General features: G+C 58.4%; 20 protein-coding genes. 11 read left to right on the top strand and 9 right to left on the bottom strand.

All coding sequences use genetic code 11. From position 1 onward, the window contains the following. Nucleotides 1-166 precede the first annotated feature (166 nt). The 5 genes from GOX66_RS21785 (at nucleotide 167) to GOX66_RS21765 (ending at nucleotide 5,818) form a co-directional block, all read left to right on the top strand. Nucleotides 167-1,135: a Hint domain-containing protein gene (locus GOX66_RS21785; RefSeq protein ID WP_170765438.1), complete on the top strand. Its 969-nt coding sequence runs from the start codon at nucleotides 167-169 to the stop codon at nucleotides 1,133-1,135. Nucleotides 1,136-1,174: 39 nt separating this feature from the next. Continuing rightward, nucleotides 1,175-1,909 carry a monofunctional biosynthetic peptidoglycan transglycosylase gene (gene mtgA / locus GOX66_RS21780; protein ID WP_170765436.1) on the top strand — a complete coding sequence of 245 codons (735 nt, stop codon included), beginning with the start codon at nucleotides 1,175-1,177 and terminating at the stop codon, nucleotides 1,907-1,909. 58 nt (nucleotides 1,910-1,967) lie between these two features. Further along, nucleotides 1,968-2,633, top strand: a complete 666-nt coding sequence (gene fzlA / locus GOX66_RS21775; RefSeq protein ID WP_170765434.1) for an FtsZ-binding protein FzlA — start codon at nucleotides 1,968-1,970, stop codon at nucleotides 2,631-2,633. Nucleotides 2,634-2,704: 71 nt separating this feature from the next. Then, a complete protein-coding gene (gene queG / locus GOX66_RS21770) occupies nucleotides 2,705-3,742 on the top strand; it encodes a tRNA epoxyqueuosine(34) reductase QueG (protein ID WP_170765432.1) in 1,038 nt (345 codons plus the stop codon). Nucleotides 3,743-3,814: 72 nt separating this feature from the next. Beyond that, entirely contained in the window at nucleotides 3,815-5,818 is a 2,004-nt protein-coding gene (locus GOX66_RS21765; RefSeq protein ID WP_170765430.1) for a hydantoinase/oxoprolinase family protein, read from the top strand. A 27-nt stretch (nucleotides 5,819-5,845) separates the two neighbouring features. Here the strand turns inward: GOX66_RS21765 and msrA are convergent, their stop codons facing one another. The 3 genes from msrA to GOX66_RS21750 form a co-directional block, all read right to left on the bottom strand. After that, a complete protein-coding gene (gene msrA, locus GOX66_RS21760; protein ID WP_170765428.1) occupies nucleotides 5,846-6,355 on the bottom strand; it encodes a peptide-methionine (S)-S-oxide reductase MsrA in 510 nt (169 codons plus the stop codon). Next, the gene (gene msrB / locus GOX66_RS21755) at nucleotides 6,352-6,801 is read right to left on the bottom strand and encodes a peptide-methionine (R)-S-oxide reductase MsrB (RefSeq protein ID WP_170765426.1); all 450 of its coding nucleotides are present in this window, start codon (nucleotides 6,799-6,801) and stop codon (nucleotides 6,352-6,354) included. Before msrB ends, msrA begins: the two co-directional genes overlap by 4 nt. 95 nt (nucleotides 6,802-6,896) lie before the next feature. Continuing rightward, a complete protein-coding gene (locus tag GOX66_RS21750; protein ID WP_170765423.1) occupies nucleotides 6,897-7,775 on the bottom strand; it encodes a DMT family transporter in 879 nt (292 codons plus the stop codon). A gap of 191 nt (nucleotides 7,776-7,966) precedes the next feature. Here GOX66_RS21750 and GOX66_RS21745 point away from each other — a divergent pair, with 191 nt between their 5' ends. Both GOX66_RS21745 and GOX66_RS21740 read left to right on the top strand, forming a co-directional pair. Further along, the gene (locus GOX66_RS21745) at nucleotides 7,967-9,163 is read left to right on the top strand and encodes a BCCT family transporter (protein WP_170765454.1); all 1,197 of its coding nucleotides are present in this window, start codon (nucleotides 7,967-7,969) and stop codon (nucleotides 9,161-9,163) included. 156 nt (nucleotides 9,164-9,319) lie between these two features. Continuing rightward, entirely contained in the window at nucleotides 9,320-9,799 is a 480-nt protein-coding gene (locus tag GOX66_RS21740; RefSeq protein ID WP_170765421.1) for an NUDIX domain-containing protein, read from the top strand. A 136-nt stretch (nucleotides 9,800-9,935) separates the two neighbouring features. Here the strand turns inward: GOX66_RS21740 and GOX66_RS21735 are convergent, their stop codons facing one another. From GOX66_RS21735 to GOX66_RS21720, 4 genes are all read right to left on the bottom strand, one after another. Beyond that, a complete protein-coding gene (locus tag GOX66_RS21735; RefSeq protein ID WP_039533371.1) occupies nucleotides 9,936-10,223 on the bottom strand; it encodes an HU family DNA-binding protein in 288 nt (95 codons plus the stop codon). 130 nt (nucleotides 10,224-10,353) lie between these two features. Then, nucleotides 10,354-11,817 carry an AMP nucleosidase gene (locus GOX66_RS21730; protein ID WP_170765419.1) on the bottom strand — a complete coding sequence of 488 codons (1,464 nt, stop codon included), beginning with the start codon at nucleotides 11,815-11,817 and terminating at the stop codon, nucleotides 10,354-10,356. Then, a complete protein-coding gene (gene ade / locus GOX66_RS21725) occupies nucleotides 11,814-13,616 on the bottom strand; it encodes an adenine deaminase (RefSeq protein ID WP_170765418.1) in 1,803 nt (600 codons plus the stop codon). The genes GOX66_RS21730 and ade overlap by 4 nt, the downstream gene beginning before the upstream one ends. Before the next feature lie 144 nt (nucleotides 13,617-13,760). Further along, on the bottom strand, nucleotides 13,761-14,636 hold the full coding sequence (locus GOX66_RS21720) for a LysR substrate-binding domain-containing protein (protein WP_170765416.1): 876 nt from the start codon (nucleotides 14,634-14,636) through the stop codon (nucleotides 13,761-13,763). Nucleotides 14,637-14,754: 118 nt separating this feature from the next. On the opposite strand from GOX66_RS21720, the gene GOX66_RS21715 reads away from it, so the two are divergent. Both GOX66_RS21715 and GOX66_RS21710 read left to right on the top strand, forming a co-directional pair. Further along, nucleotides 14,755-15,510, top strand: coding sequence for a class II aldolase and adducin N-terminal domain-containing protein (locus GOX66_RS21715; protein WP_170765415.1), 756 nt, complete (start codon nucleotides 14,755-14,757; stop codon nucleotides 15,508-15,510). Between the two features lie 22 nt (nucleotides 15,511-15,532). Continuing rightward, nucleotides 15,533-16,522 carry a sterol desaturase family protein gene (locus GOX66_RS21710; RefSeq protein ID WP_170765414.1) on the top strand — a complete coding sequence of 330 codons (990 nt, stop codon included), beginning with the start codon at nucleotides 15,533-15,535 and terminating at the stop codon, nucleotides 16,520-16,522. Nucleotides 16,523-16,591: 69 nt separating this feature from the next. Here the strand turns inward: GOX66_RS21710 and GOX66_RS21705 are convergent, their stop codons facing one another. Next, on the bottom strand, nucleotides 16,592-17,224 hold the full coding sequence (locus tag GOX66_RS21705; protein ID WP_170765413.1) for a class I SAM-dependent DNA methyltransferase: 633 nt from the start codon (nucleotides 17,222-17,224) through the stop codon (nucleotides 16,592-16,594). A 90-nt stretch (nucleotides 17,225-17,314) separates the two neighbouring features. Between GOX66_RS21705 and GOX66_RS21700 the strand changes: the two genes are divergently transcribed. Beyond that, nucleotides 17,315-18,160, top strand: a complete 846-nt coding sequence (locus tag GOX66_RS21700; RefSeq protein WP_170765411.1) for an SDR family oxidoreductase — start codon at nucleotides 17,315-17,317, stop codon at nucleotides 18,158-18,160. 3 nt (nucleotides 18,161-18,163) lie between these two features. Here GOX66_RS21700 and GOX66_RS21695 read toward each other — a convergent pair whose 3' ends face one another. Next, complete coding sequence (locus GOX66_RS21695) at nucleotides 18,164-19,783, bottom strand: GMC family oxidoreductase (protein WP_170765409.1); 1,620 nt, start codon at nucleotides 19,781-19,783, stop codon at nucleotides 18,164-18,166. Between the two features lie 441 nt (nucleotides 19,784-20,224). On the opposite strand from GOX66_RS21695, the gene katG reads away from it, so the two are divergent. Beyond that, nucleotides 20,225-22,429: a catalase/peroxidase HPI gene (gene katG / locus GOX66_RS21690; RefSeq protein ID WP_170765408.1), complete on the top strand. Its 2,205-nt coding sequence runs from the start codon at nucleotides 20,225-20,227 to the stop codon at nucleotides 22,427-22,429. Nucleotides 22,430-22,759 lie beyond the last annotated feature (330 nt).

The raw sequence follows: 22,759 nt of genomic DNA, 5'->3' as shown, positions 1-22,759 counted from the left end.
CAAAAAACCCGCGTGTCGCAAGAAACACGCGGGTTTTATCTATTTTGGGGCAAATTTCTCGTATTTATTGCGTTTTTGCACCGAGCGGGCCTAGCTATGGCCATAGTTTCTTCGGGATTTGCAGGCAAACTGCGTCCCAGTGTGACGAGTAGGCAGGAGCAGGCGCATGCCCACGACATATACAGACCAGTTCTTTATCCTGGACCCGGCCAATCCCGGCGCCAATGGTACAGCCCCGGGCACAGCCCTTACGTTTCAGAACCTCGACATCGTGGATCACAACGACGACGATCTGATCAACCGGCTGGACCCACCCGGAGGTGGAACCGGCGACTCGGTCGATGGCTCTGACATCACCGCTTCGTATTTCAACGATGTGGTCACCATCCAGCTGCCGGGCGGCGCTCAGGTCACCTATACCGGCGTGACGTTCTATCTTGCCGACGGGCGTGAGGTGTTTACACCCACCGATGGCCAGGTTCTGCAAAACGGAACCTTTATCAGCTCGTCGGTCACGGATTTCAGCGATACCGGGGCGTCCTTCGGCTCGGTCGATATCGACAATGGCGATCTGGGCCCGCCCTGCTTTACACCCGGAACCCTGATCGATACGCCCGATGGTCCACGCCGGGTTGAGGAACTGAAGCCCGGCGATTTGATCACCACCGCAGATCATGGTGCGCAACCTTTGCTCTGGGTTGGCCGAACCGTCGTCGAGGCTCAAGGCAAGCTGGCCCCGATCCGGTTTGAGGCCGGAGTTTTGGGGCTGGATCACCCGCTCACGGTTTCGCCACAGCACCGGATGCTGGTTGAAGACTGGCGTGCGCTCTACCTGTTTGGTCATTCCGAGGTGTTGATCGCGGCCCACTGCCTGGTCAATGGCGATACGGTCACACGCGTTGAAGGCGGCGAGGTCGAATATATTCACCTACTGTTTTCGCGGCACGAGATCGTGATCGCCAACGGCGCGAAAAGCGAAAGCTACTATCCCGGTCACGCGATTTCGCAGGCGGATCAGGACACGCAGGAGGAAGTGCTGCGCCTGTTCCCTGAACTGCGGGCCCGCAATCCGGAACTGCCGGAAACCGCGCGCCCCGTAGTCCGCCCGCGCGAGGCGCGCGCGCTGGCAATATAAACCGTTCCAAACCCGTCCGCCGCGTCGTATAGCAACAACATGGCAAATAAAGCAGCGCGCAAGTCGAGCAGAAAAAAAAGCAAGGCGTCGAAGGCTAAGAAACAAACATCCTTGCGGATTCGCCGTTGGGTGAGTCGCGCCGTATTGGGTGCAGTCGCCTTTGTCGTGGGGATGGTGATGCTGTTTTCGGTGATAAACCCGCCAGTGACTCATACCATCTGGTCCGAATGGCGTCGGTTGGGCAAGGTTGAGCGGGACTGGGTGCCTATCGAAGATATGTCGCCAATCATGGCCCGATCTGTCGTTGCGGCTGAGGATGCCAATTTCTGTCTGCATTGGGGGTTCGACGTCGAAGCCATCCGGGATGCGCTGGAAGATGGCGGTTCGCGGGGAGCGTCGACAATCACGCAGCAGGTGGTGAAGAACGTCTTCTTGTGGCAGGGCCGCAGCTGGGTACGCAAGGCGCTGGAGACCTCGATCACCCCGGTTGTCGAGATTTTCTGGAGCAAACAGCGCATTCTCGAGGTCTATCTGAACGTCGCCGAAACTGGCACCGGCCTGTTCGGGGTCGAAGCAGCCGCGCGAAGCAACTTCAACGTCAGCGCTGCGCAACTGTCGCCCGCACAGGCCGCGCGGATCGCGGCCATACTGCCGTCTCCGCGCAACCGGTCGATCACGGACCCGTCGGTTTTCACACGCAGGCGGGCATCGGCGATTCTGGAAGGTGCGGCCACCATCCGCGCAGATGGTCGCGCGGATTGTTTCGAGGATTGAAACCCAACACCCCTCAAGGCTAAAGCTGGGGTGTATTCACTGGTTCGATTGGAAGCCCATGGCGCGTCTGTTTCATGTTCCCCTGTCCCCTTACTGCCGCAAGGTCCGTCTGTCGCTGGCGGAAAAGAAGATCGAGGTTGAGCTGGTAGAAGAGCGATACTGGGAAAAAGACCCGGATTTCCTGCGCCGTAACCCGGCGGGCAAAGTACCTGTTTTGCGACTTGACGGGCAGATCATGTCGGAAAGCGCGGCCATTTGTGAGTACATCGAGGAAACCCGCCCCGAGCCGCCGCTGATGCCGAAAACGCCCGAAGCCCGGTACGAAGTGCGGCGTCTGGTGGGCTGGTTCGATGACAAGTTCCACCACGAGGTCACGTCGAAACTGCTGTATGAGCGGGTGAACAAAAAGGTGACAGGCGAGGGCTATCCTGACAGCAAAAACGTCAAGGAAGGCGCGCGTGCGATCAAGTACCATCTGGATTACATGGCGTGGCTGCTGGATCACCGCCGTTGGCTGGCGGGGGACCAGATGACCCTGGCCGATTTCGCCGCCGCCGCTCATTTGTCGGCATTGGACTATATCTCTGACGTGGATTGGAACCGCTCTCAGGCGGTCAAGGATTGGTACGCCAAGATCAAGTCGCGCCCGGCGTTCCGGTCGATTCTGGCGGATCAGGTGCCGGGCTTCCGCCCACCTGCTCATTACGCCGACCTGGATTTCTGATAAGCTGGCGATGGGGCCATCTGCCCGCTTTTGGCCCATTGGTCCATTTCACCCTGGGGTACTTTAGCCAGATGACGAGCGTATCGGTTTTAAAAGACAGGCTGGTTGCGCAGGCGCTGAGCGAAGGGTTTGTGTCCTGCCGTATTTGCAGAACCTGGGATGTTCCCGAGGTGCCGGCCCGTTTGGATGCATTCCTGCAGGCCGGATACCACGGCCAGATGGGATGGATGGCAGAGCGAACGCATTGGCGAGGCGACCCGGCGGCACTGTGGCCCGAGGCGCAATCGGTGATCATGCTGGCCGAGAGCTATACGCCAGAGCATGATCCAACCGAGGTTTTGGATCACCCCGAGAACGCTGCGATTTCCGTCTATGCCCGGAACAAGGATTATCATGATCTGGTCAAGAAACGGCTGAAGCGCTTGGCGCGATGGCTGATTGCCGAAGCCGGAGGTGAAGTGAAGGTGTTTGTCGACACGGCGCCAGTTCCGGAAAAAGCGTTGGGTCATGCCGCGGGATTAGGATGGCAGGGAAAACACACCAACCTTGTCAGTCGGGACTGGGGCAATTGGGCCTTTTTAGGCTCTGTTTTTACGACTTTGGACCTGCCCGCGGACATGGCCGAAACGGATCATTGCGGCAATTGCCAGGCTTGTCTGGATTCCTGCCCGACGGATGCGTTTCCTGCGCCGTACCAGTTGGACGCGCGGCGGTGTATTTCCTACCTGACCATCGAACACAAAGGTCCGATCGAAGAAGATTTGCGCGGCAAGCTAGGCAACCGGATTTACGGGTGCGACGATTGTCTGGCGGCCTGTCCGTGGAACAAATTCGCTGTTGCGGCCAGCGATGTCCGCTATGCCGCGCGGGAAGACCTGAAAGCGCCGCCTTTGGCAGAACTGGCCGTGCTGGATGATGCGGCTTTCCGGGCAAAGTTCTCCGGCTCACCCATCAAACGGATCGGGCGGGACCGGTTTGTGCGCAATGTGCTCTACGCCATTGGTAACTCGGGTTCAGCCAATTTGCGCCCCGTCGCGCAAGGTTTGACGGAGGACCCTGATCCAACCGTGGCCGATGCGGCGCGCTGGGCGGTGAAACGTTTGTCATAAGTGCCGCAAACAGGCTGGACGTGTCGGTCCAAACCGCTACACCCATCTGCAGCGAACAGGAAGGAGATCCCGATGGTGCTGGCTTTGGGGGTGGATACGGGCGGAACCTATACCGATGCGGTATTGATCCGGAATGAGAACGAGGTGATCGCCTCGGCCAAGTCCCTGACCACACGGGCCGATCTGGCCGTTGGGGTAGGCAAGGCGATTTCCGCCGTTCTGGATCAGGCGCAGGTTTCGCCGGATCAGATCTCGATGGCGTCGCTGTCAACCACACTGGCCACCAACGCTCTTGTCGAGGGGCAGGGTGGGCGCGTTGCGCTGATTTATATCGGGTTCAAGGACAGCGATCTGGATAAGCATGGGTTGAAGGATGCGCTGAATGGCGACCCGGCCCTGGTCATTGCGGGTGGCCACAGCCATTCGGGAGGCGAAGCTGTGCCACTTGATGTTACAGCGCTTGAGGCCTTTTTAGACTCTCATAAAGGAATTTCTGGCTTTGCGGTGGCCGCCCAGTTTGCGACCCGAAATCCGGCGCATGAATTGGAAGCAGCGCGGATCATCACGGAAAAAACCGGGGCGCCCGTGACGTGTTCGCACCAGTTGTCCGCCAAGCTCAACGGTCCGAAGCGCGCAGTGACGGCCGTTCTGAACGCGCGGCTGATCGGTATGATCGACCGTCTGATCGGGCGCGCGCAGGACCGGTTGCTGGAACTGGGCATCACCGCACCGATGATGGTTGTGCGCGGCGATGGCGCGCTGATGAGCGCCGAGCAGGCGCGCGAGCGGCCGATTGAGACAATTCTCAGCGGTCCGGCGGCCTCAATCGTAGGGGCAAGCTGGTTGACGGAGGCTGAGAACGCTCTGGTGTCGGATATCGGCGGCACGACCACCGATGTGGCGCTGATCCGGGACGGCAAGCCTGCGATTGACCCGGCGGGGGCGCGGGTCGGGGGCTTCCGAACCATGGTTGAGGCTGTGGCGATGCGCACCCACGGTTTGGGCGGCGACAGTCAGGTGCATGTGATCACCGAAGGTTTGGGCGGCGGCGTGTTTCTGGGCCCGAGGCGAGTTTTGCCGGTCTCTCTGATCGCCTCGGAAGCCCCCGAGGTCGTGCATGACGTTCTGGAAAAGCAGTTGCGCTCAACGACCGTGGGGGAACACGACACGCGATTCGCCCGCCGTGTACCCGGTATTCATGCCGAAGGCCTGGGCGGACGGGAAGAAGACTTGCTTGCGCGGCTAGGTGACCGGGTCCTGCCGCTCAGTGAAATGCTGCGCACCCGGATGGAAAGCGGCGCCCTGACTCGCCTGGTGGATCGCGGTATCGTTCAGGTCTCGGGGGTGACACCGTCCGACGCCAGCCATGTTCTGGGGCGGTTGGATACCTGGGACGCAGAGGCCGCACGCAAGGCGCTGGAACTGGTCGCGCGTAAGCGTGTTGGGACCGGTGATATGCTGGCCGGATCGCCAGAGGTTTTGGCGCAAATGATCGTGGATCAGCTGACCGAACAGACCGCTTTGACATTGTTAGAGACTGCTTTTGCGGAAGAAGCCTATGACTTCGGTGTTCCATCGGCTGATCTTGCCCGTAATGTCCTGACGCAAAAGGGCTTGTCACGGCATCGCGGTCTGCTGGCGCTGGATACCGCTTTGAATGTGGATGTAGTTGGGCTGGGTGCTTCTGCCCCCAGCTATTATCCGGCGGTGGGTGAACGGTTGCATTGCCGCATGATCCTGCCGGAACACACAGGTGTGGCAAATGCGATTGGCGCAGTGGTTGGGCGTCTGACCCTGCGCAGATCTGGAACAGTGACGTCGCCGGCGGAAGGTCGCTACAGGGTGCATCTGGAAGGCGGTCCGCAGGATTTCAGCGAATCCGACAAAGCGCTGGCCCTGCTGGAAGCCGTGCTGCGGGATCAGGCCGAGGGTGCCGTGCGGGACGCCGGGGCCGAGGATATCAGAGTCATTGTTGACCGTGATATCCGCACCGCCCGCGTTGAGGCGCAGGAGGTGTTTGTTGAGGCGATGGTCACGGTTGAGGCCAGCGGTCGGCCAAGGGTGGCGTCGGGCTAGCCCCCTTTTTCAAGAGGGCCGCTCCGTTCACTCAGCCGCGTCACGCTTGGGAAGAACCCAGCCCTGGCGCGGGAAGTGGCAGGTATAGCCGTTTGGAATACGCTCAAGATAATCCTGATGCTCCGGTTCGGCCTCCCAGAAATCGCCAACAGGTTCGACCTCGGTCACGACCTTGCCGGGCCAGAGACCGCTGGCGTTCACATCGGCAATCGTGTCCAGAGCCATTTGTTTCTGGTCTTCATCCACGTAGTAGATGGCCGAGCGATAGCTCATACCCATATCGTTGCCCTGCCGGTTGACCGTGGTCGGGTCGTGGATCTGAAAGAAAAACTCCAGCAGGTCGCGATAGGCGATGGTCGAAGGGTCGAACCAGATTTCGATCCCTTCGGCATGGGTTCCATGGTTGCGATAGGTGGCGTTGGGCACGTCACCGCCGGTATAGCCAACACGGGTGCGGTTGACGCCCGGCAGCTTTCGGATCAGGTCCTGCATGCCCCAGAAGCAGCCACCGGCAAGAACAGCGCGTTGTTCGGTCATTGAACTTCCTCCACATGGATCAGGTATTCGCCATAGCCCTCGGCTTCCATATCGTCGCGATGGATGAACCGCAGCGCGGCTGAGTTGATGCAATAGCGCAGCCCGCCATGTTCGCGCGGCCCGTCCGGGAATACATGCCCCAGATGACTGTCGCCGTGTTTTGAACGGACTTCGGTGCGGATCATACCATGGGTGGCGTCGTGAAACTCTTCCACATGTTCATGAATGATCGGCTTGGTGAAGCTGGGCCAGCCGCAGCCGGATTCGTATTTGTGGGTCGAGGCGAACAGTGGCTCGCCCGAGACGATGTCCACATAAATCCCCGGTTCCTTGTTGTTCAGGTGTTTCCCGGTGCCCGGGCGTTCGGTGCCGCTGCGCTGAGTGACGTGGAACTCTTCGGGCGACAGGGCAGCGATGGCTTCGGGGGATTTGGTGAATCGGGTCATGGGTCCTCCGGATGTGTTGGCATTGGTCCAATAAATGGGGTTTGCGAAGTGAAAGCAAAGGGGTGTTTCACTGATCTCGCGCGCTCGTGCAGCGATCAACCCGGTTTGACCACTGGTTGCCGGGCAAGTTGAACGGCCAGAATGCCCAGAGTGGTGATCCCCACACCAACCGCATCCAACGGCCCCAGCTTTTCACCTAGCAGAATGGCGGCGATGGTGACGCCGAAGACCGGGTTAAGGAAGTGGAAGGTCGCCGCACGAGTGGCTCCGATCCGGTCCAGAAGCAGGACCCAGATCAGCGTGGCCAGCAGGCCGGGGAACAGGGTGGTATAGGTAAAGGCCAGCGCCAGAGGTATGGTAGGGTGGATATAAATCGTCTCGAACAGTGGCGCGGCGACAAACAGAACGGCCGATCCGACCAGCATCTGAAGTCCGACCACCATCATGAAATTACCGCCGGAGGTGGCACCGCGCACAGACAGTGTTGCGAAGGTAAGTGCCAGTGCGCCGATACAACATAAGACGACACCAAACATGTCGACGCCGGCATTGATCCGGCTGCTCATGATAAGGGCGACGCCGGCAAATCCCGCAAACAGGCCCAAGACCGCGCCCGGGCGCAGCTTCTCCGCCAGAAAAAGCCACCCTGCCAAAGCCACCAGCAGCGGCATGGTGGATGCGATAATGGCTGCCACCGAGGCTTCGACGGTTTGCATGGCATAGAAATTCAGACCCAAATAAAGGGCATTTTGGCAAATCCCGAACAGAATTGTTGCCCGCCACTGGGATCGGGTCAGGGTCCAGCTCTGCCCCATTGCGCGCGCAATGGCGACGCCCAGAAGACCTGAAATCAAAAACCGCAGAGCAAGTGAAAACAGAGGTGATGCATCCGCCACGATGATCCGCGCCGAGGTGAAGGCCGACGACCAGATGAACGCGAATGTCAGCCCCATGGCTATGGCGCGCAGATCCATTGCAGCCCCCTGTCAAATCGCCGGGACTGTTCCCGATTTTTAATAAGGCTGCAAGCGCTGGGCGCATCGGGCGTCAAAAAAGACACAAACGCCATACAAGAAATCCATTTTGCATGTTTTTATTGATTGACCAGCCAATTAAAGATAAGTGCAGCCGGGTCTGACATATCAAGGGAGGTTTGTCGGTGCTTCTGGAGTACATCCTGTCATTTGGCGTCCTGTTGGCCCTGGGCCTGGTCGCATTCTTCGTCGTGAAATGGTGGAATCTGCGTTGCGTTGGCGTAACGCCCGTCCATCTGTTCACCTTCATCGCGATCCTGTTCACATCCGGGCTGGACGTGGGTCTGATCATGTTCCCGTTGACCGAGTTCGGCGGTTATGCCGAAGACCCGGCCTACGCGTTTGCCAACCCGCTGGCAATCGAGTTCGGGTTCTGGGGCTTTCTGATCTGGGCATTCTATTTCCTGACCGCGTTCTACTTCTGCGTCATCGAACCACGCGTGAAGTTCTTTGAGATCCCGTTGGTCAAGCTGATCAACAACGTGGTCATCATCGGCACCTGTGCCTTCACCGCCAGCCTGTTCCTGATCTACCTGCCGGGTTACCTGCCCGAGGTCGGAGACGGAGAATCCGTGGTCACCACCTTCTACATCATCGTATTTGTGGTCATTCTGGCGGCAGCTTATTCGTCGACCGATCTGAAATACGTGCGTATTCTGTCGGTTGGATCGACCTTCCTGTTCCTGGCGCTGATCCTGGGCATGTGGGCCGCAGCAGGTATGGGCCTGGCCGGGTTCGTGGATACCGGCAGCAATATCGGCGCATATTTCGCAAACCTGCACAAGTTCGTGCTGCCGCTGACCGACTATCACGCTTTCTACCTGTTCTGGTGGTTCGCGTGGTCGATCATGATTGGCCAGTTCACTTCGCGCTTTGTGGGTGGGTTGAAGACCTGGCAATTGCTGGCGGCACTGCTGATCTTCCCGTCGATCCCGCTGGGGATCTGGTTCACCGTTCTCTACTACTACCACCTGAACGGCATCAGCACAGCGGGCATTACCAATATCGCTATGGTGATCGTGGGCGTAACCTTTGTGATCAACTCGCTGGACTCGCTGATTAGGCTCTATACAGACAACCTGAACCTGACGGTTGAGCGCTATGGCAAGGCGATCTACGTGGCGGGCAATGTCGTGCTGCTGTTCGTGCTTACCCTGTTGTTCCAGAGCCAGTGGTTGCAGATCCAGTGGATCGGAGCGGTGGTCGTCGGCCTGTATCTGGCCTGCGTGGTCTATATCCTGATCGCCAAGCGCAAAGAGGTGCTGAGCATCGACGCGATGCCGGAAGACCGTGATCTGGATTTTCATAAGGTCGAGACGGTTCACTGACCTGCATGAGTTGTGAAAATTGATTCGGGCACCGCTCCGGTGCCCGTATTTTTGCGGACATAGTGATAAATCTAGAAGGGCGGAACTGATGTTGAGGTTTGCTCAGGTAAAAGCTAAGCACCGTTTTTGGGGGTCTCTCAACTTGGGAAAATGAATGTGGCGGAAATTCCAGTACGGTCTTCTCTAGTATTTCTCTTCGCATTGCGGGTTTCTGAGGAAGGGCATGACGTGCTGCTTTTGAAGCGAACCCAAACATTGGCAGGAGAATGTTCCCAGATATCCGGTCGGATTGAGGGTAACGAAAAAGCGTGGGAAACGGCGCTTCGTGAGCTAAAAGAGGAAACCGGTCTTGAAGCTGACAAGTTATACTCCACCGATATTTGTGAAACATATTATGGGGTAACCCAGAATGTCATTAACGTTGCGCCGGTGTTTGTAGCATTCGTCAAGGAAAGCGCCGAGGTTACTTTGAACTTTGAGCACAGCGCCTATCGCTGGGTGCGATTTGAAGATGCCGAAAACATGGTTCCCTATGGTGGCCAAAGGCGGGTACTGCGCCAGATAAATGAAGATTTCTCGAAACGGGTCCCAAGTAAGCACTTCGAAATTGATACATCAAACGCAGGTGCGAATTAATTTCGCTGATCATGCCAAAAATCGGCGGCACTGTTTGGCAGGCGTTGCTCCAAACCTGGTTCATTGACGCGCATTAGCGTCAAAGAAAAAGGGCCCCCGAAAGGCGGCCCTCAATCGTTGTCCGTAAAAGCTGAAATCAGCCGTTCACGCTGTCCTTCAGCGCCTTCGCGATGGTCATCTTGACCACCTTGTCGGCTTCTTTCTTGAACTGCTCGCCTGTGGCAGGGTTACGCACCATGCGCTCGGGGCGTTCGCGGCAGTAGATTTTGCCAACGCCGGGCAGGGTTACTGCGCCACCGGCCGACACTTCGCGGGTGATCAGGCCGGTCATGGCCTCCAGCGCAGCGTTTGCAGCCTTCTTGTCAGTTCCCATTTCCTCAGCGAGAGCAGCAACCAGCTGAGTCTTTGTCATAGGCTTTGCCATTTCTTGGTCTCCTTAACGTGCCCGATAGATTGGGCCTCACCGCGTAACTGTAACGGGATATTGTGGACGAACACAACGAATAGTAGCGTTGAAAACCCTAAAAATAGGGGGATTTCGTTGCTTTTTTGCTTCAGAGGAAGGCCGTTTCGTCAAAAGAACGCAATTTCCGGCTGTGCAACCGCTCTAACGGCATGCCGCGGAGGTGTTCCATGGCCCGGATCCCTATGGCCAGATGACGGCTGACCTGAGCTGTATAGAAGTCCGAAGCCATGCCGGGAAGCTTTAATTCCCCGTGCAGCGGCTTATCGGAAACGCATAACAAAGTGCCGTAAGGCACGCGGAACCGGTATCCATTGGCGGCAATGGTGGCGCTTTCCATATCCAGCGCGATTGCGCGCGACTGGCTGAGGCGTTGCACCGGGCCGGACTGATCGCGCAGCTCCCAGTTGCGGTTGTCGACCGAGGCGACAGTGCCGGTGCGCATGACGCGCTTAAGCTCATACCCCTCCAACTCGGTGACCTCGGCCACAGCCCGTTCCAGCGCGACCTGAATTTCCGCCAGCGGCGGGATCGGCACCCAGACCGGCAGGTCAGCGTCCAGAACTTTGTCTTCGCGCAGATAGGCATGGGCCAGTACGAAATCTCCCAGCGCCTGAGTGTTGCGCAATCCGGCACAGTGGCCAACCATCAGCCAGGCATGAGGCCGCAGAACGGCGATATGGTCGGTGGCCGTTTTTGCGTTGGACGGCCCTACACCGATATTGACCAGCGTTATGCCGGACCCGTCCGCCCGCTTCAGGTGGTAGGTCGGCATCTGAGGCAGCTTCAGTGGCTGTACAATCGTCGCTTTGGGGTCCGTGATTTCGGCGTTCCCGGTTGAAACAAAGCTGGTATAGCCGCTGTCCGGATCGGCCAGTTGTTCGCGCGCGTAGTTTTCGAACTCGGACACGTAGAACTGGTAGTTGGTGAACAGGACGTGGTTTTGGAAATGGTCGGGATCGGTTGCGGTGTAATGCGCCAGACGGGCCAACGAGTAATCGACCCGCTGCGCCGTGAAAAGCGACAAGGGGCCGTATTCGTCCTCGTGATCGTGGACGCCGTTGACGATGTCGTCGTTGGTTGTGGTCAGGTCTGGCACGTCGAACACGTCACGCAAGGTGAACCCCGCAGCCCCTTGGTGCGGGACAACCAGATCGGGGTTGTTGGCGACGGCAAAATGAACGGGGATCGGTGTATCGGATGCACGGATCGTCACTGGCTGATCATGGTTTTTGATCAGCAAGGCGATCTGTTGCGTCAGATAGGACCGAAACAAATCGGGGCGTGTCACCGTCGTCGCGTGGGTGCCGGGTTCGGAAACGTGGCCAAAACTCAGCCGGCTGTCGACATGCGCATAAGAAGACGTTTTGATGCGAATTTCCGGGTAATAGGCTCTGAACCGCTCTGCCGGAGCACCTTGCTTCATCGCTTTGGCAAAGCTTTCGCAGAGAAAATTCGTTGCTTTTTCGTACAGTTCTTCCAGCCGTGCAACTGCGGCTGCGGGGTCGGTGAATTTCTCGGGATTCGGGACGTCGGGTGTCTTTATTATTGTCATGCAAGAGGTTCCAGAAGATCGATCTTTTCAAATGTGCGTACGTCTACCAGCCCAAGATCGGAGATCCGCAATTCCGGGATCACGACGAGGGCAAGCAGGGAATGTTGCATATACGCGTTATTCAGCTGACAGCCGCAGGCCTGCATCGCCTCGACCATCTTTTCCGCCTTTGCGGCGACGTCGGCAGCGGGGCTGTCCGACATCAGCCCCGCAATGGGCAGTTCCACCAACGCCAGTTCTTTACCATCGCGGAAAATGGTGATGCCGCCGCCCACCTCGGCCAGCCGGTTCGCAGCCAGTGCCATCTGTTCGCGGTCGGTGCCCACCACGATCATGTGGTGGCTGTCATGCGCCACGGTCGAGGCCATGGCCATCTTTCCCTGATAGCCGAAGCCGGAAACAAAGGCGTTTGTTACCCCTCCGGTCGCACGGTGCCGTTCGACCAGAGCGATCTGGCAGACCTTGCCTTCGCTTTCGACCAACCCGCCGATAATGGGCAGTTCGGCTTTCAGCGCCCTGGTAGGGGCCTGGTTTTCCACAACGCCGATCACATTGGCTCTCACGCGGTTGGCGCCAGCAGGGGCTTTGATTTCGAAATCAGTACCGGTCAACGCATGACCCAGATGCACGGTGTTGCGCGCGGTATCAGGCCAGTTCAGATGTGGGCAATCGGCCGAAATACGGCCGTTCTCCGCCACGATCTGACCACGCGCGATAACCATTTCTATTGGCAATTGGCTCAGGTCCGAGCTGAGAATGACATCTGCCCTCCGTCCCGGTGTGATCGAGCCGATCTCACGCTCCAGCCCGAAATGGGTTGCGGTGTTGATCGTAGCCATTTGCAAAGCGACCAGCGGATCGCAGCCGCAGGCAATCGCATGTCGCACCACGCGGTTCATGTGCCCGTCATTTACCAAGGTGCCGGAATGGCAATCATCCGTACACAGGATGAAGTTGCGGGGATCCAGCCCTTTCTCGGTCACAGCGGTGATCTGGCTTTCCACGTCATACCAGGCAGAGCCCAGCCGCATCATGGATCGCATCCCCTGGCGTACGCGGGCGATCGCGTCGGCTTCGCAGGTGCCTTCGTGATCATCTGCGGGCCCGCCCGCGACATAGGCAGCAAAATCAGGCCCTAAATCAGGCGAAGCGTAGTGCCCGCCCACCGTTTTTCCGGCTCGCTGAGTTGCCGCAATCTCGGCCAACATTTTGGGGTCGCCATGAATCACACCGGGAAAGTTCATCATCTCTCCCAGCCCGATGATCCCGGGCCAGGTGATCGCCTGGGCCACATCCTCGGGAGAGATCTCATAGCCGGTGGTCTCCAAACCCGGTGCCGATGGTGCGCAGGATGGCATCTGGGTGAAAATGTTCACCGGCTGCATCAGCGCCTCGTCATGCATCATGCGCACGCCGTCTAGCCCCAGAACGTTGGCAATCTCATGCGGGTCGGTGAACATCGAGGTTGTGCCATGCGGAATCACTGCGCGGGCAAATTCGGCCGGCGTCAGCATGCCTGATTCGATATGCATATGCGCGTCGCACAGGCCGGGCAGCATGTAGCGGCCGCGCGCCTCAATGATCTGCGTGTCGGGCCCAATGCAATGCGCCGCATCCGGGCCGACAAAGGCCACGCGCCCTGCGGCAATGGCGATATCGTGATCGGGCAGAGATTCTCGGCTGTGTACATTCACCCAGATACCGCCGCGAATAACCGTGTCCGCGGCTTCGCGTCCTGCGGCAACTGCAATCAATCGAGGGGCGACATCGGGCCAGCTGGGGAAAGGTGTGTATTCCATGGTTCAACTTTCCCGAATGCTGGAAAAGGTTCAACCCCTACCGAGCAGCTATCATGAAACGGTCACGCAGCGCGTCGGCGCTGCCCGGCCCAACCAGCGGAGGCGCCCCAAGGGGGCATCGACGATGGGCGGGAGCGCCTGGGATCACGCCATCCCGTCGGCGTCCATCTCGCGGCGAATCCAATCGGCAAATGCCAAAGCCCCCGGCGTTTCTTCGGCCTGAGGCGAAAGTAACAGGTAATAGGCTTCGGGCATCACCGCGCGATGGGCAAAGGGGGCGACCAGACGCCCCTGTTCGATCAGATCACGCACGATGGCGTCATGGGCCAGGCAAAGGCCTGCTCCGGCCATCGTCGCGGACAGGCTGACCAGATAGGTGGTTGAATAAGTAATCGGCGGATTTTCCCAATTTAGACCCTGTTCTTCTGTCCAGATTTCCCAATTCGACAACAGGTTCGAACAGTCGAACAAGGGGTGTTGTTGCAGCGTGTCCAGTGTCACCTCATAACCCGGCGCGCAAACCGGATAATAATGATCTGTCCGCAGCAGCTCGGCACGCACCGTATCAGAAGGCCGCAGCGAAAAGCGGACTTCCACCGCCGCGCCTTCCGCCATTTCCCGCGGCTCCCAGAGTTCGGTATAAATATTCAGATGTACGTCTGGATGCGCCGCCCGGAAGGCCGGCAGGCGCGGGGCCAGCCAGTTGACCGCAAAAGAGATGTTGCTTTGCACCTGAACCGAATTCTGCTGATCGCCTGTGACTGCCTGCGTGCCACGGACCAGTGTGCGAAACGCCTCACGCACAACCGGCAGATAGGTGATGCCAGCCTCGGTCAGTTCCAGAGCCCGGGGGCGGCGCAGGAACAGCGGCTGCCCCAGAAAGCCCTCCAGTGACTTGATCTGCTGGCTGACCGCGCTTTGTGTCATGTTCAGATCACGGGCCGCCCCGGTGAAGGAAAGATGCCGCGCCGCGGCTTCAAAAGTGCGCAGCCAGCCCAGCGGAGGGAGCGATTTTCGCATTTGCATAACTCTGCCATTAGTTCAACTAATGGAATAGATGTTTTTTTTTCGTTGGTCAAACGTCCCCGTCAAAGGCACGATTTTCCAAAGCCCACGCTATCCGTACAGGAGCCCGGAAATGAGTGTTACGAACCTGCGCCCCAACATTGACCACTGGCCTGAACGCGTTGATCTGGCCGCCGCCTTCCGCTGGACCGAGCGGCTGAACATGCATGAGGGCGTGGCCAACCATTTCAGCTTTGCGGTGAATGAGGAAGGCACACAGTTCCTGATGAACCCGAACCAGATGCATTTCGCGCGGATCAAGGCCTCGAATCTGCTGCTGCTGGATGCCAATGACCCGGATGTTATGGATCAGCCAGGTGCGCCTGACCCAACCGCTTGGGGTCTGCACGGTTCGATCCACCGCCATTGCACACACGCGCGGTGCGTGATGCACGTGCATTCGATTTTTGCGACTGTTCTGGCCTCGCTGGCGGACAGCAGATTACCGCCGATCGACCAGAATACGGCCACGTTCTACAATCGTTACGTCGTGGATCAGGAGTTTGGCGGCCTTGCCTTTGAAGGTGAAGGGGAACGCTGTGCCTCGATGCTGTCGGATCCGAAAAAGAAGGTCATGATCATGGGCAACCATGGCGTGTTGGTCATCGGCAGCGGCCCGGCAGATGCCTTCAACAGACTCTATTACTTCGAACGCGCGGCCGAAACTTACATTCGCGCGCTTCAGACGGGCCAACCTTTGCGTGTGCTGTCTGATGAAATTGCTGAGAAAACCGCGCAAGAGCTGGACGACTATCCTGGTCAGGCCGAAGCGCATCTGCGCGAGATCAAGGCTGTGTTGGACACCGAGGGTTCCGACTACGCGACCTGACCTTTGCAACAGGGAATCTGCCATGACGGACGCCGCTCTGGACCCCGAATCTGTCCGCTGGAATTATCGCCCCGAAGGGCCAGTGGCTCTGAACCCGATGTTCAGCTGGCCGCCGCGACCCTCTGCCGTGTGGAAGTGGTACAGCGGTGCATGGTTGCAGATCACGTCCCTCACGCTTTGCCTGGCGTTGGCCCTGGTGGCCTATGTGTTCTTCTTTCCGTCCCTTGAGGCAATGCGGAGTTTTGCGCCCGGCTGGATGTTCCGCATCTGGCTGTTGAACATGGTGCCTCAGATCCTGATCGCAGGATGTCTCCACTGGTGGCTGTACATGCGCAAAGGGCAGGGCATGTACAAGAAATTCGACCGCCGGGACCTGACCCGCAACAACGGCACCTTCACCTTTCGCAATCAGGTCTGGGACAATATCTGGTGGACATTGGGCAGCGCGATCACCGTGGCGACTGTCTATCAGTGGGTGATTTACTGGGCGATGGCCAACAGTTATGTGCCCACTGTGACTTGGGCCAGCGCGCCAGTCTGGTGCGTGATCTGGATTGCCTTCATCCCCATGTGGTCGGGCCTGCACTTTTATTGGGTGCATCGACTGGAACATCATCCGAAGCTCTATAAACATGTCCACGCTGTGCATCACCGCAACGTCAACACAGGGCCGTGGTCCGGAATTTCGAACCACTGGTTTGAAAACCTGTTGTACTTTTCAACCTACTTCGTTCACCTGATCGTGCCCTCGCACCCGCTGCACCTCCTGTTTCACGCCTATTTCCAGCAGATCAGCCCGGTTCTGTCTCATTCCGGGTTTGAAAAGCTCAAGGCTGGTGACACAGAAGCCGCCCGCGCCGGAGATTTCTTTCACCAGCTGCACCACAGGTATTTCGAGTGCAACTATGGCACCTCGGAAATCCCGTTCGACATGTGGTTCGGCACCTATCACGACGGATCAGCCGAAGCGACAACCCGGACCCGTGCGTTCAAGAAGCAGATGTACACATAAAGCACCGCAACGCCTTGGGTTGAGGGAGCGCCGCAAAGCCCCTTGTGTCAGCATGGCTTCCAAATGGGGTCAGGTCCGCTCAAATAATGCAATCAGCGCGGTGTCGTCCTTGTTGGGTCCGGCTGCGAGATCGCCATAGATTCGTACCTCGGGAAGCGTCAGATTCTGTATCTGTCCATGCGCCAGCTTGTGCAGGGCTTCGGCAAAGCCCAGCTTCTCATAATGCTGGGCGTTGATCGACAGGGCGAACTGCGCACCGGGACGTGCCACACGCAGTAAGGCCGTCAACGCGTCAGGGCCGAGGTGGCCATGGGTGAATGTGCCCGAGGAAACAATGCCCGAATAGCTGTCGCGCGGCACCGGGATGCCCTGATTCAGGTCGGCCTCGATAGCGTCGCGGTAGATATCCTTACGCATGGCCTTGTCCAGCATCTCGGCGCTGATATCCGTGGCGTCGATCGGACCGACGCCCAGACCGGCCAGAACGGCGCCACAAAGCCCGGTGCCCGCGCCGACATCGAGCACAGGTCCCTGCCCGCCGGCACTGACAAAGGCACGGGCCGTGTGAATGTGCAGCTGATAGTCTTCGCGTGATGCAAAGGATTCGTCATAATCTCCGGCCCATTCAGCGTATAGCCGTTTGTGATCTTCCGGCGATTCAGCCGCATAGGCGGCGTGCAGGTCAGGTGTTTTTTCACTCATGCTTAAAAGAAAGGCGCATTGAGGGATTCGAATCAAGTATTCAGGTCCAATCACTTGCATCCGCTGAAATTGCGGATCATCTAGGAAGCCATGACAGGTACACTTTTTTCCTTCGGTCACGGGTATTCGGCGCAGGCTGTGTCCCGGCTGCTGAAACCTCAGGGCTGGCGCATCTGCGGCACCACACGTGACCCCGCTCAGACACCGACAATTCGGGCCTCAGGGGCTGATCCATTGATCTGGCCGGGGCAGACGCCGGATTTCGATGGTGTGACGCATCTGCTGATCTCAACATCGCCCAACGCGGACGGGGATCCGGTTCTGGCGGTACTGCAGGACGAAATCACCGCGCGGGCGGCACAATTTGAATGGGTCGGGTATCTGTCGACGACAGCAGTTTACGGCGATCATCAGGGCGGCTGGGTGGATGAGGCCACGCCGCCGGCGCCAACAGCCGACAGAGGCAGGTGGCGGGTGCAGGCCGAACAGCAGTGGATGGATATTCCGAACCTGCCCGCACATGCTTTCCGACTGGCTGGTATCTATGGCCCCGGTCGCGGTCCATTCTCCAAGCTAAAACGCGCAGGCATGCGGCGCATCATAAAGCCCGGACAGGTCTTTTCCCGCATCCATGTTGCCGACATTGCACAAGTCCTCGCGGCCTCGATGGCTGCGCCGAACCCGGGGGCAATCTACAACGTATGTGATGATGAACCCGTCCCGCCGCAGGACGTGATTGCCTATGCAGCGGAACTGCAGGGTCTGCCTTTGCCGCCCGCAGTGCCGTTTGATGAGGCCGATCTGACCCCGATGGCGCGCAGCTTCTATAATGAGAACAAGCGGGTCAAAAACGACCGGATCAAGGAAGAACTCGGCGTGCGTCTGCTTTATCCGGACTACCGCGTCGGGTTAGAGGCCCTGATGAAAGAAGGCTGAGGATCAATTCGCGGCGGCTTTGATCAGATCGGCGGCTTTTTCCGCAATCATGATGGTCGGGGCATTGGTATTGCCTGACACAAGTGTCGGCATGACCGAGGCATCGACCACACGCAGTCCGTCGATCCCGCGCACGCGCAATTCGGGATCGACCACGGCCATGTCATCCACGCCCATTTTGCAAGTTCCCACCGGGTGATAGATCGTATCGGCGCGGGCGCGGATGTGCCTTTCCCAATCGGTATCCGATTCGGCGGTTTCGGTTCCGAATATCTCTTTGTGCCGGTATTTTTCCAGCGCCGGAGCCTGAACAATATCGCGCATCATCCGCGCGCCTTTGATCATCGTTTCCAGGTCGCGGTCGTCCGACAGGAAAGCCGGATCAATGGCGGGTGGGGCAAAGGGGTCGGCACTGTTCATACCAACCGTGCCGCGGCTTTCGGGACGCAGTTTGCAAACATGGCAGCTGAACCCATGGCCGTAATGCAGTTTGCGGGCGTGGTCATCGACCACTGAGATGACAAAGTGCAGCTGGACGTCCGGGCGATCCAGTGCAGGAGTAGTTTTCAGAAAAGCAGCTCCTTCGGCAAAAGGCGTGGCGGCCATTGATACGCCGGTCTTGCGCCACCGCCAAAGATGGCCAAGCAGGTTGGCGGTTGCGACGGCTCCGATTCCGAAATTGTCGGTGTCTCTGGTCTTGTAGGACAGAATGAAATCTAGGTGATCCTGCAGGTTCTTGCCAACGCCGGGCAGGTCATGGCGCACGGTTATGCCGTGGCGGGTCAATTCTTCCCCGGCTCCGATCCCGGACAGTTGCAAAAGTTGCGGTGACATAAACGTGCCGGCGCAGATCAGCACTTCACGCCTGGCTTTTACCGTGACATCGGGCCCTTTGGCCTTCTTCTTATAGACAACGCCGGTTGCGCGCTTGCCGTCAAAGGTCAGTTCCGTGGCATGGGCATGGGTGATGACCTCCAGGTTCGGGCGATCCATAACCGGAAAGACATAAGCCGCTGCCGCCGAACACCTCTCGCCGTTTTTGGCAGGGTCGTGAAACTGCGTGACCTGATAGAGGCCAACCCCTTCATTGTCGCCGCGATTGAAATCCGTAGTCCGGCGGTGCTGCATCTGCTCAGCCGCCTCAATAAAGGCGTGCGTGATCGGACGCGGTTCCTTCTGATTTGACACCTGAAGCAGGCCGCTGTCGCCATGCAGGTCATCGGCGCCCTCCTCATTGTTCTCGGACCGCATGAAATAGGGCAGGACGCTGTCCCAATCCCAGCCTTCGCAGCCCAGATCGGCCCAACCGTCATAATCCTGACGCTGACCGCGTATATAAAGCATTGCGTTGATCGCGCTGGACCCACCCAGCGCCTTGCCGCGCGGCTGATACCCCCGGCGTCCGTTCAGCTCCGGTTGCGGCACCGTTTCAAAAGCCCAGTTGTTAATTTTGGGCCTCCCCGGAAGGGCGGCAACGACAGCCGAGGGCATTCTGACCAGAATGCTGTCGCCGCGGCCTCCGGCCTCCAGCAGGCAAACCCGTGTATCCGGATCTTCGCTGAGACGATTGGCCAAAACCGATCCTGCGGAGCCGCCTCCGACAATGACGTAGTCAAACTCCATTCTGGTTCCTTTTTTCCTCGGATCGGTTATGCGATTGCGATGGTGGGTCTGGTGTTGGCCGCAGATGTCACAAGGCGCCAACACGCATCCTGTCTGAGTTCAGACTGTGACGGAGCGGCGAGAAAATACAATCACCGTGCAAGGGATGTGACCCAAGGTTACGAAATGCCCTGACGGTTTGCGTGCAAGGTGGCGCCACAGGATGAACGAATTATAATCAATTCCTATCGCAATCATCATTAAACAAAACTTTTTTGCATGGATCGAATTTGTTACATCTGACTGTGACAAGAAAGAAGAGTCGCCGATACCCCCTGCAAGAAATGCGCGTCGTCCGGCGCGCATGTGGACCGGGTAAAAGTGTCACTTATATGTGTTCTTGACCGACCGAGTTTTTAACCGCGCGAACCTGCCGGAATTCAGCCAGGATTGGAGATCGATATGGACGGAAGTGATAACCCCAAAACAGGCGGATGCCCTGTCATGCACGGCGCGGGAACCCGGTCGAACCGGGACTGGTGGCCGAACCAGCTGAACCTGTCGATTCTGCATCAGAACTCGCCTGCCTCGAACCCGCTGGGCGCGGATTTCGATTATGCCGAAGAGTTCAAGAAGCTGGACATGAAGGCGCTAAAGGAAGACCTCTATGCGCTGATGACGGATTCGCAGGACTGGTGGCCTGCCGATTACGGCCATTACGGCGGTCTGTTCATTCGTATGGCCTGGCACAGCGCCGGGACGTATCGGACAGCGGACGGCCGCGGCGGCGCTTCGACCGGAAACCAGCGGTTCGCGCCGCTGAACAGCTGGCCGGATAACGGCAACCTCGACAAGGCGCGCCGTCTGCTGTGGCCGATCAAGCAGAAATACGGCAACCAGATTTCCTGGGGCGACCTGATGATTCTGGCTGGCAACTGCGCGATTGAATCCATGGGTGGAAAGACCTTTGGCTTTGCCGGTGGCCGAGCAGATATCTGGGCCCCCGAAGAAGACATTTATTGGGGCACCGAAACCGAATGGCTTGCCCCAACAGACAACCCTCACAGCCGTTACTCGGGTGATCGAGAGCTGGAAAACCCGCTGGCCGCCGTTCAGATGGGCTTGATCTACGTGAACCCCGAAGGCCCGGACGGAGAGCCCAACGTTCTGGCCTCGGGCCGCGACATCCGTGACACCTTTGGCCGGATGGCGATGAATGACGAGGAAACCGTCGCGCTGGTTGCCGGTGGTCACACCTTTGGCAAAGCGCATGGCGCCGGTGATCCCGATCTGGTTGGCCCGGAACCCGAGGCCGCTCCGATCGAAGAAATGGGTTTGGGCTGGATCAACAAGTTCGGCAGCGGCAAAGGCGATGACACCACCACCAGCGGTATCGAAGGTGCGTGGACAGCAAACCCGACCAAGTGGGACAACGGGTATTTCGATCTGCTGTTCGGCTATGACTGGAACCTGACCAAGAGCCCTTCGGGCGCGTGGATCTGGGAACCGATCGGGGTGAAAGAAGAAGACATGGCCCCGGCAGCTGGCGATCCCGCGAAGAAGGTCAAGACCATGATGACCACCGCCGACATGGCGATGCGCATGGATCCGATCTATGGCCCGATCTCGAAGCGCTTCCACGAGAATCCTGAAGAGTTCGCCGACGCCTTTGCCCGTGCGTGGTTCAAACTGACTCACCGCGATATGGGCCCGCGTTCGAACTACATCGGTGACGAGGCGCCAACTGAGGAGCTGATCTGGCAGGACAACGTCCCAGCCTTAGATCACGATCTGGTTGACGATGCCGATGTGGCTGACCTGAAAGCCAGGATCGGCGCAACCGGTCTGTCAGTATCCGAACTGGTCTCGACCGCATGGGCCTCGGCGTCAACCTTCCGCGGCTCGGACAAGCGCGGTGGGGCCAACGGTGCCCGTATCCGCCTTGCGCCGCAGAAAGACTGGGATGTGAACGAGCCGCTGAAACTGTCCAAAGTGCTGGATGCTCTGGAGGGCGTTCAGAAGGCGTTCAACGACGCCCAGTCCGGCACCAAGAAAGTGTCCTTGGCGGATGTGATCGTTCTGGCCGGTGCGGTCGGTGTCGAACAAGCCGCCAAAGCGGCCGGTATTGATGTCGAAGTTCCGTTCACTCCGGGGCGCACAGATGCGTTGCAGGATCAGACGGATGTGGACAGCTTCGCGGTGCTCGAGCCAATTGCTGACGGCTTCCGCAATTACCAGAAGACCGAGTACAGCGTCTCACCTGAAGAGCTGCTGGTGGATAAGGCGCAACTGCTGTCTCTGTCGGCACCTGAGATGACGGCGCTTGTTGGCGGTCTGCGTGTTATGGGCGCCAACTTCGGCGGGACGCAGCACGGAGTGTTCACGGACCGCGCTGGTACGCTCAGCACCGACTTCTTCACCAACCTGCTGGACATGAGCACCGAGTGGAAACCGTCCGGAGAGGCCGGGGTCTATGAAGGTCGTGATCGCTCCAGCGGTCAGGTCAAATGGACCGGTACACGTGTCGATCTGGTCTTTGGTTCGAATTCGCAACTGCGGGCGCTGGCCGAGGTCTATGCCCAGGCTGAAGCGGGCGGCAAATTCGTATGCGACTTCGTATCTGCCTGGAACAAGGTGATGAACGCGGACCGCTTCGATCTGAAGTAATGTCGCTGGTACCGCAGTGAATTGCGCCGCCAGAGGAATCTCTGGCGGTGTTTTCTTTGCGTGAGTCTTCGGTGAAATTCGCGTGGACAATACGATTCCGCTCATCGGCCATATTTCGGGAACTGGAAACGGTTCTTTAGTGGTTGGTGAAACGGGAAAAATGAGCCAATTATTAATCTAACATATTGTTTTTATTAAGATCGGTGAGTTTTCGCCGAGAAATGCGAAGTTTTTTCAAAATGGGGGTTGCAGGTCCCGGACCTAATCCGTAAATACCCCTTCACCGGCGCTGCTGAGGTGGTGCTGACGGGTCGGAGAGACGGCCGGACG

Source organism: Ruegeria lacuscaerulensis (assembly GCF_013031245.1).
Classification (GTDB): domain Bacteria; phylum Pseudomonadota; class Alphaproteobacteria; order Rhodobacterales; family Rhodobacteraceae; genus Ruegeria; species Ruegeria lacuscaerulensis_C.
The sequence above is the reverse complement of the archived record's forward strand: the minus strand, read 5'-3'. Positions and strand labels throughout refer to the sequence as shown.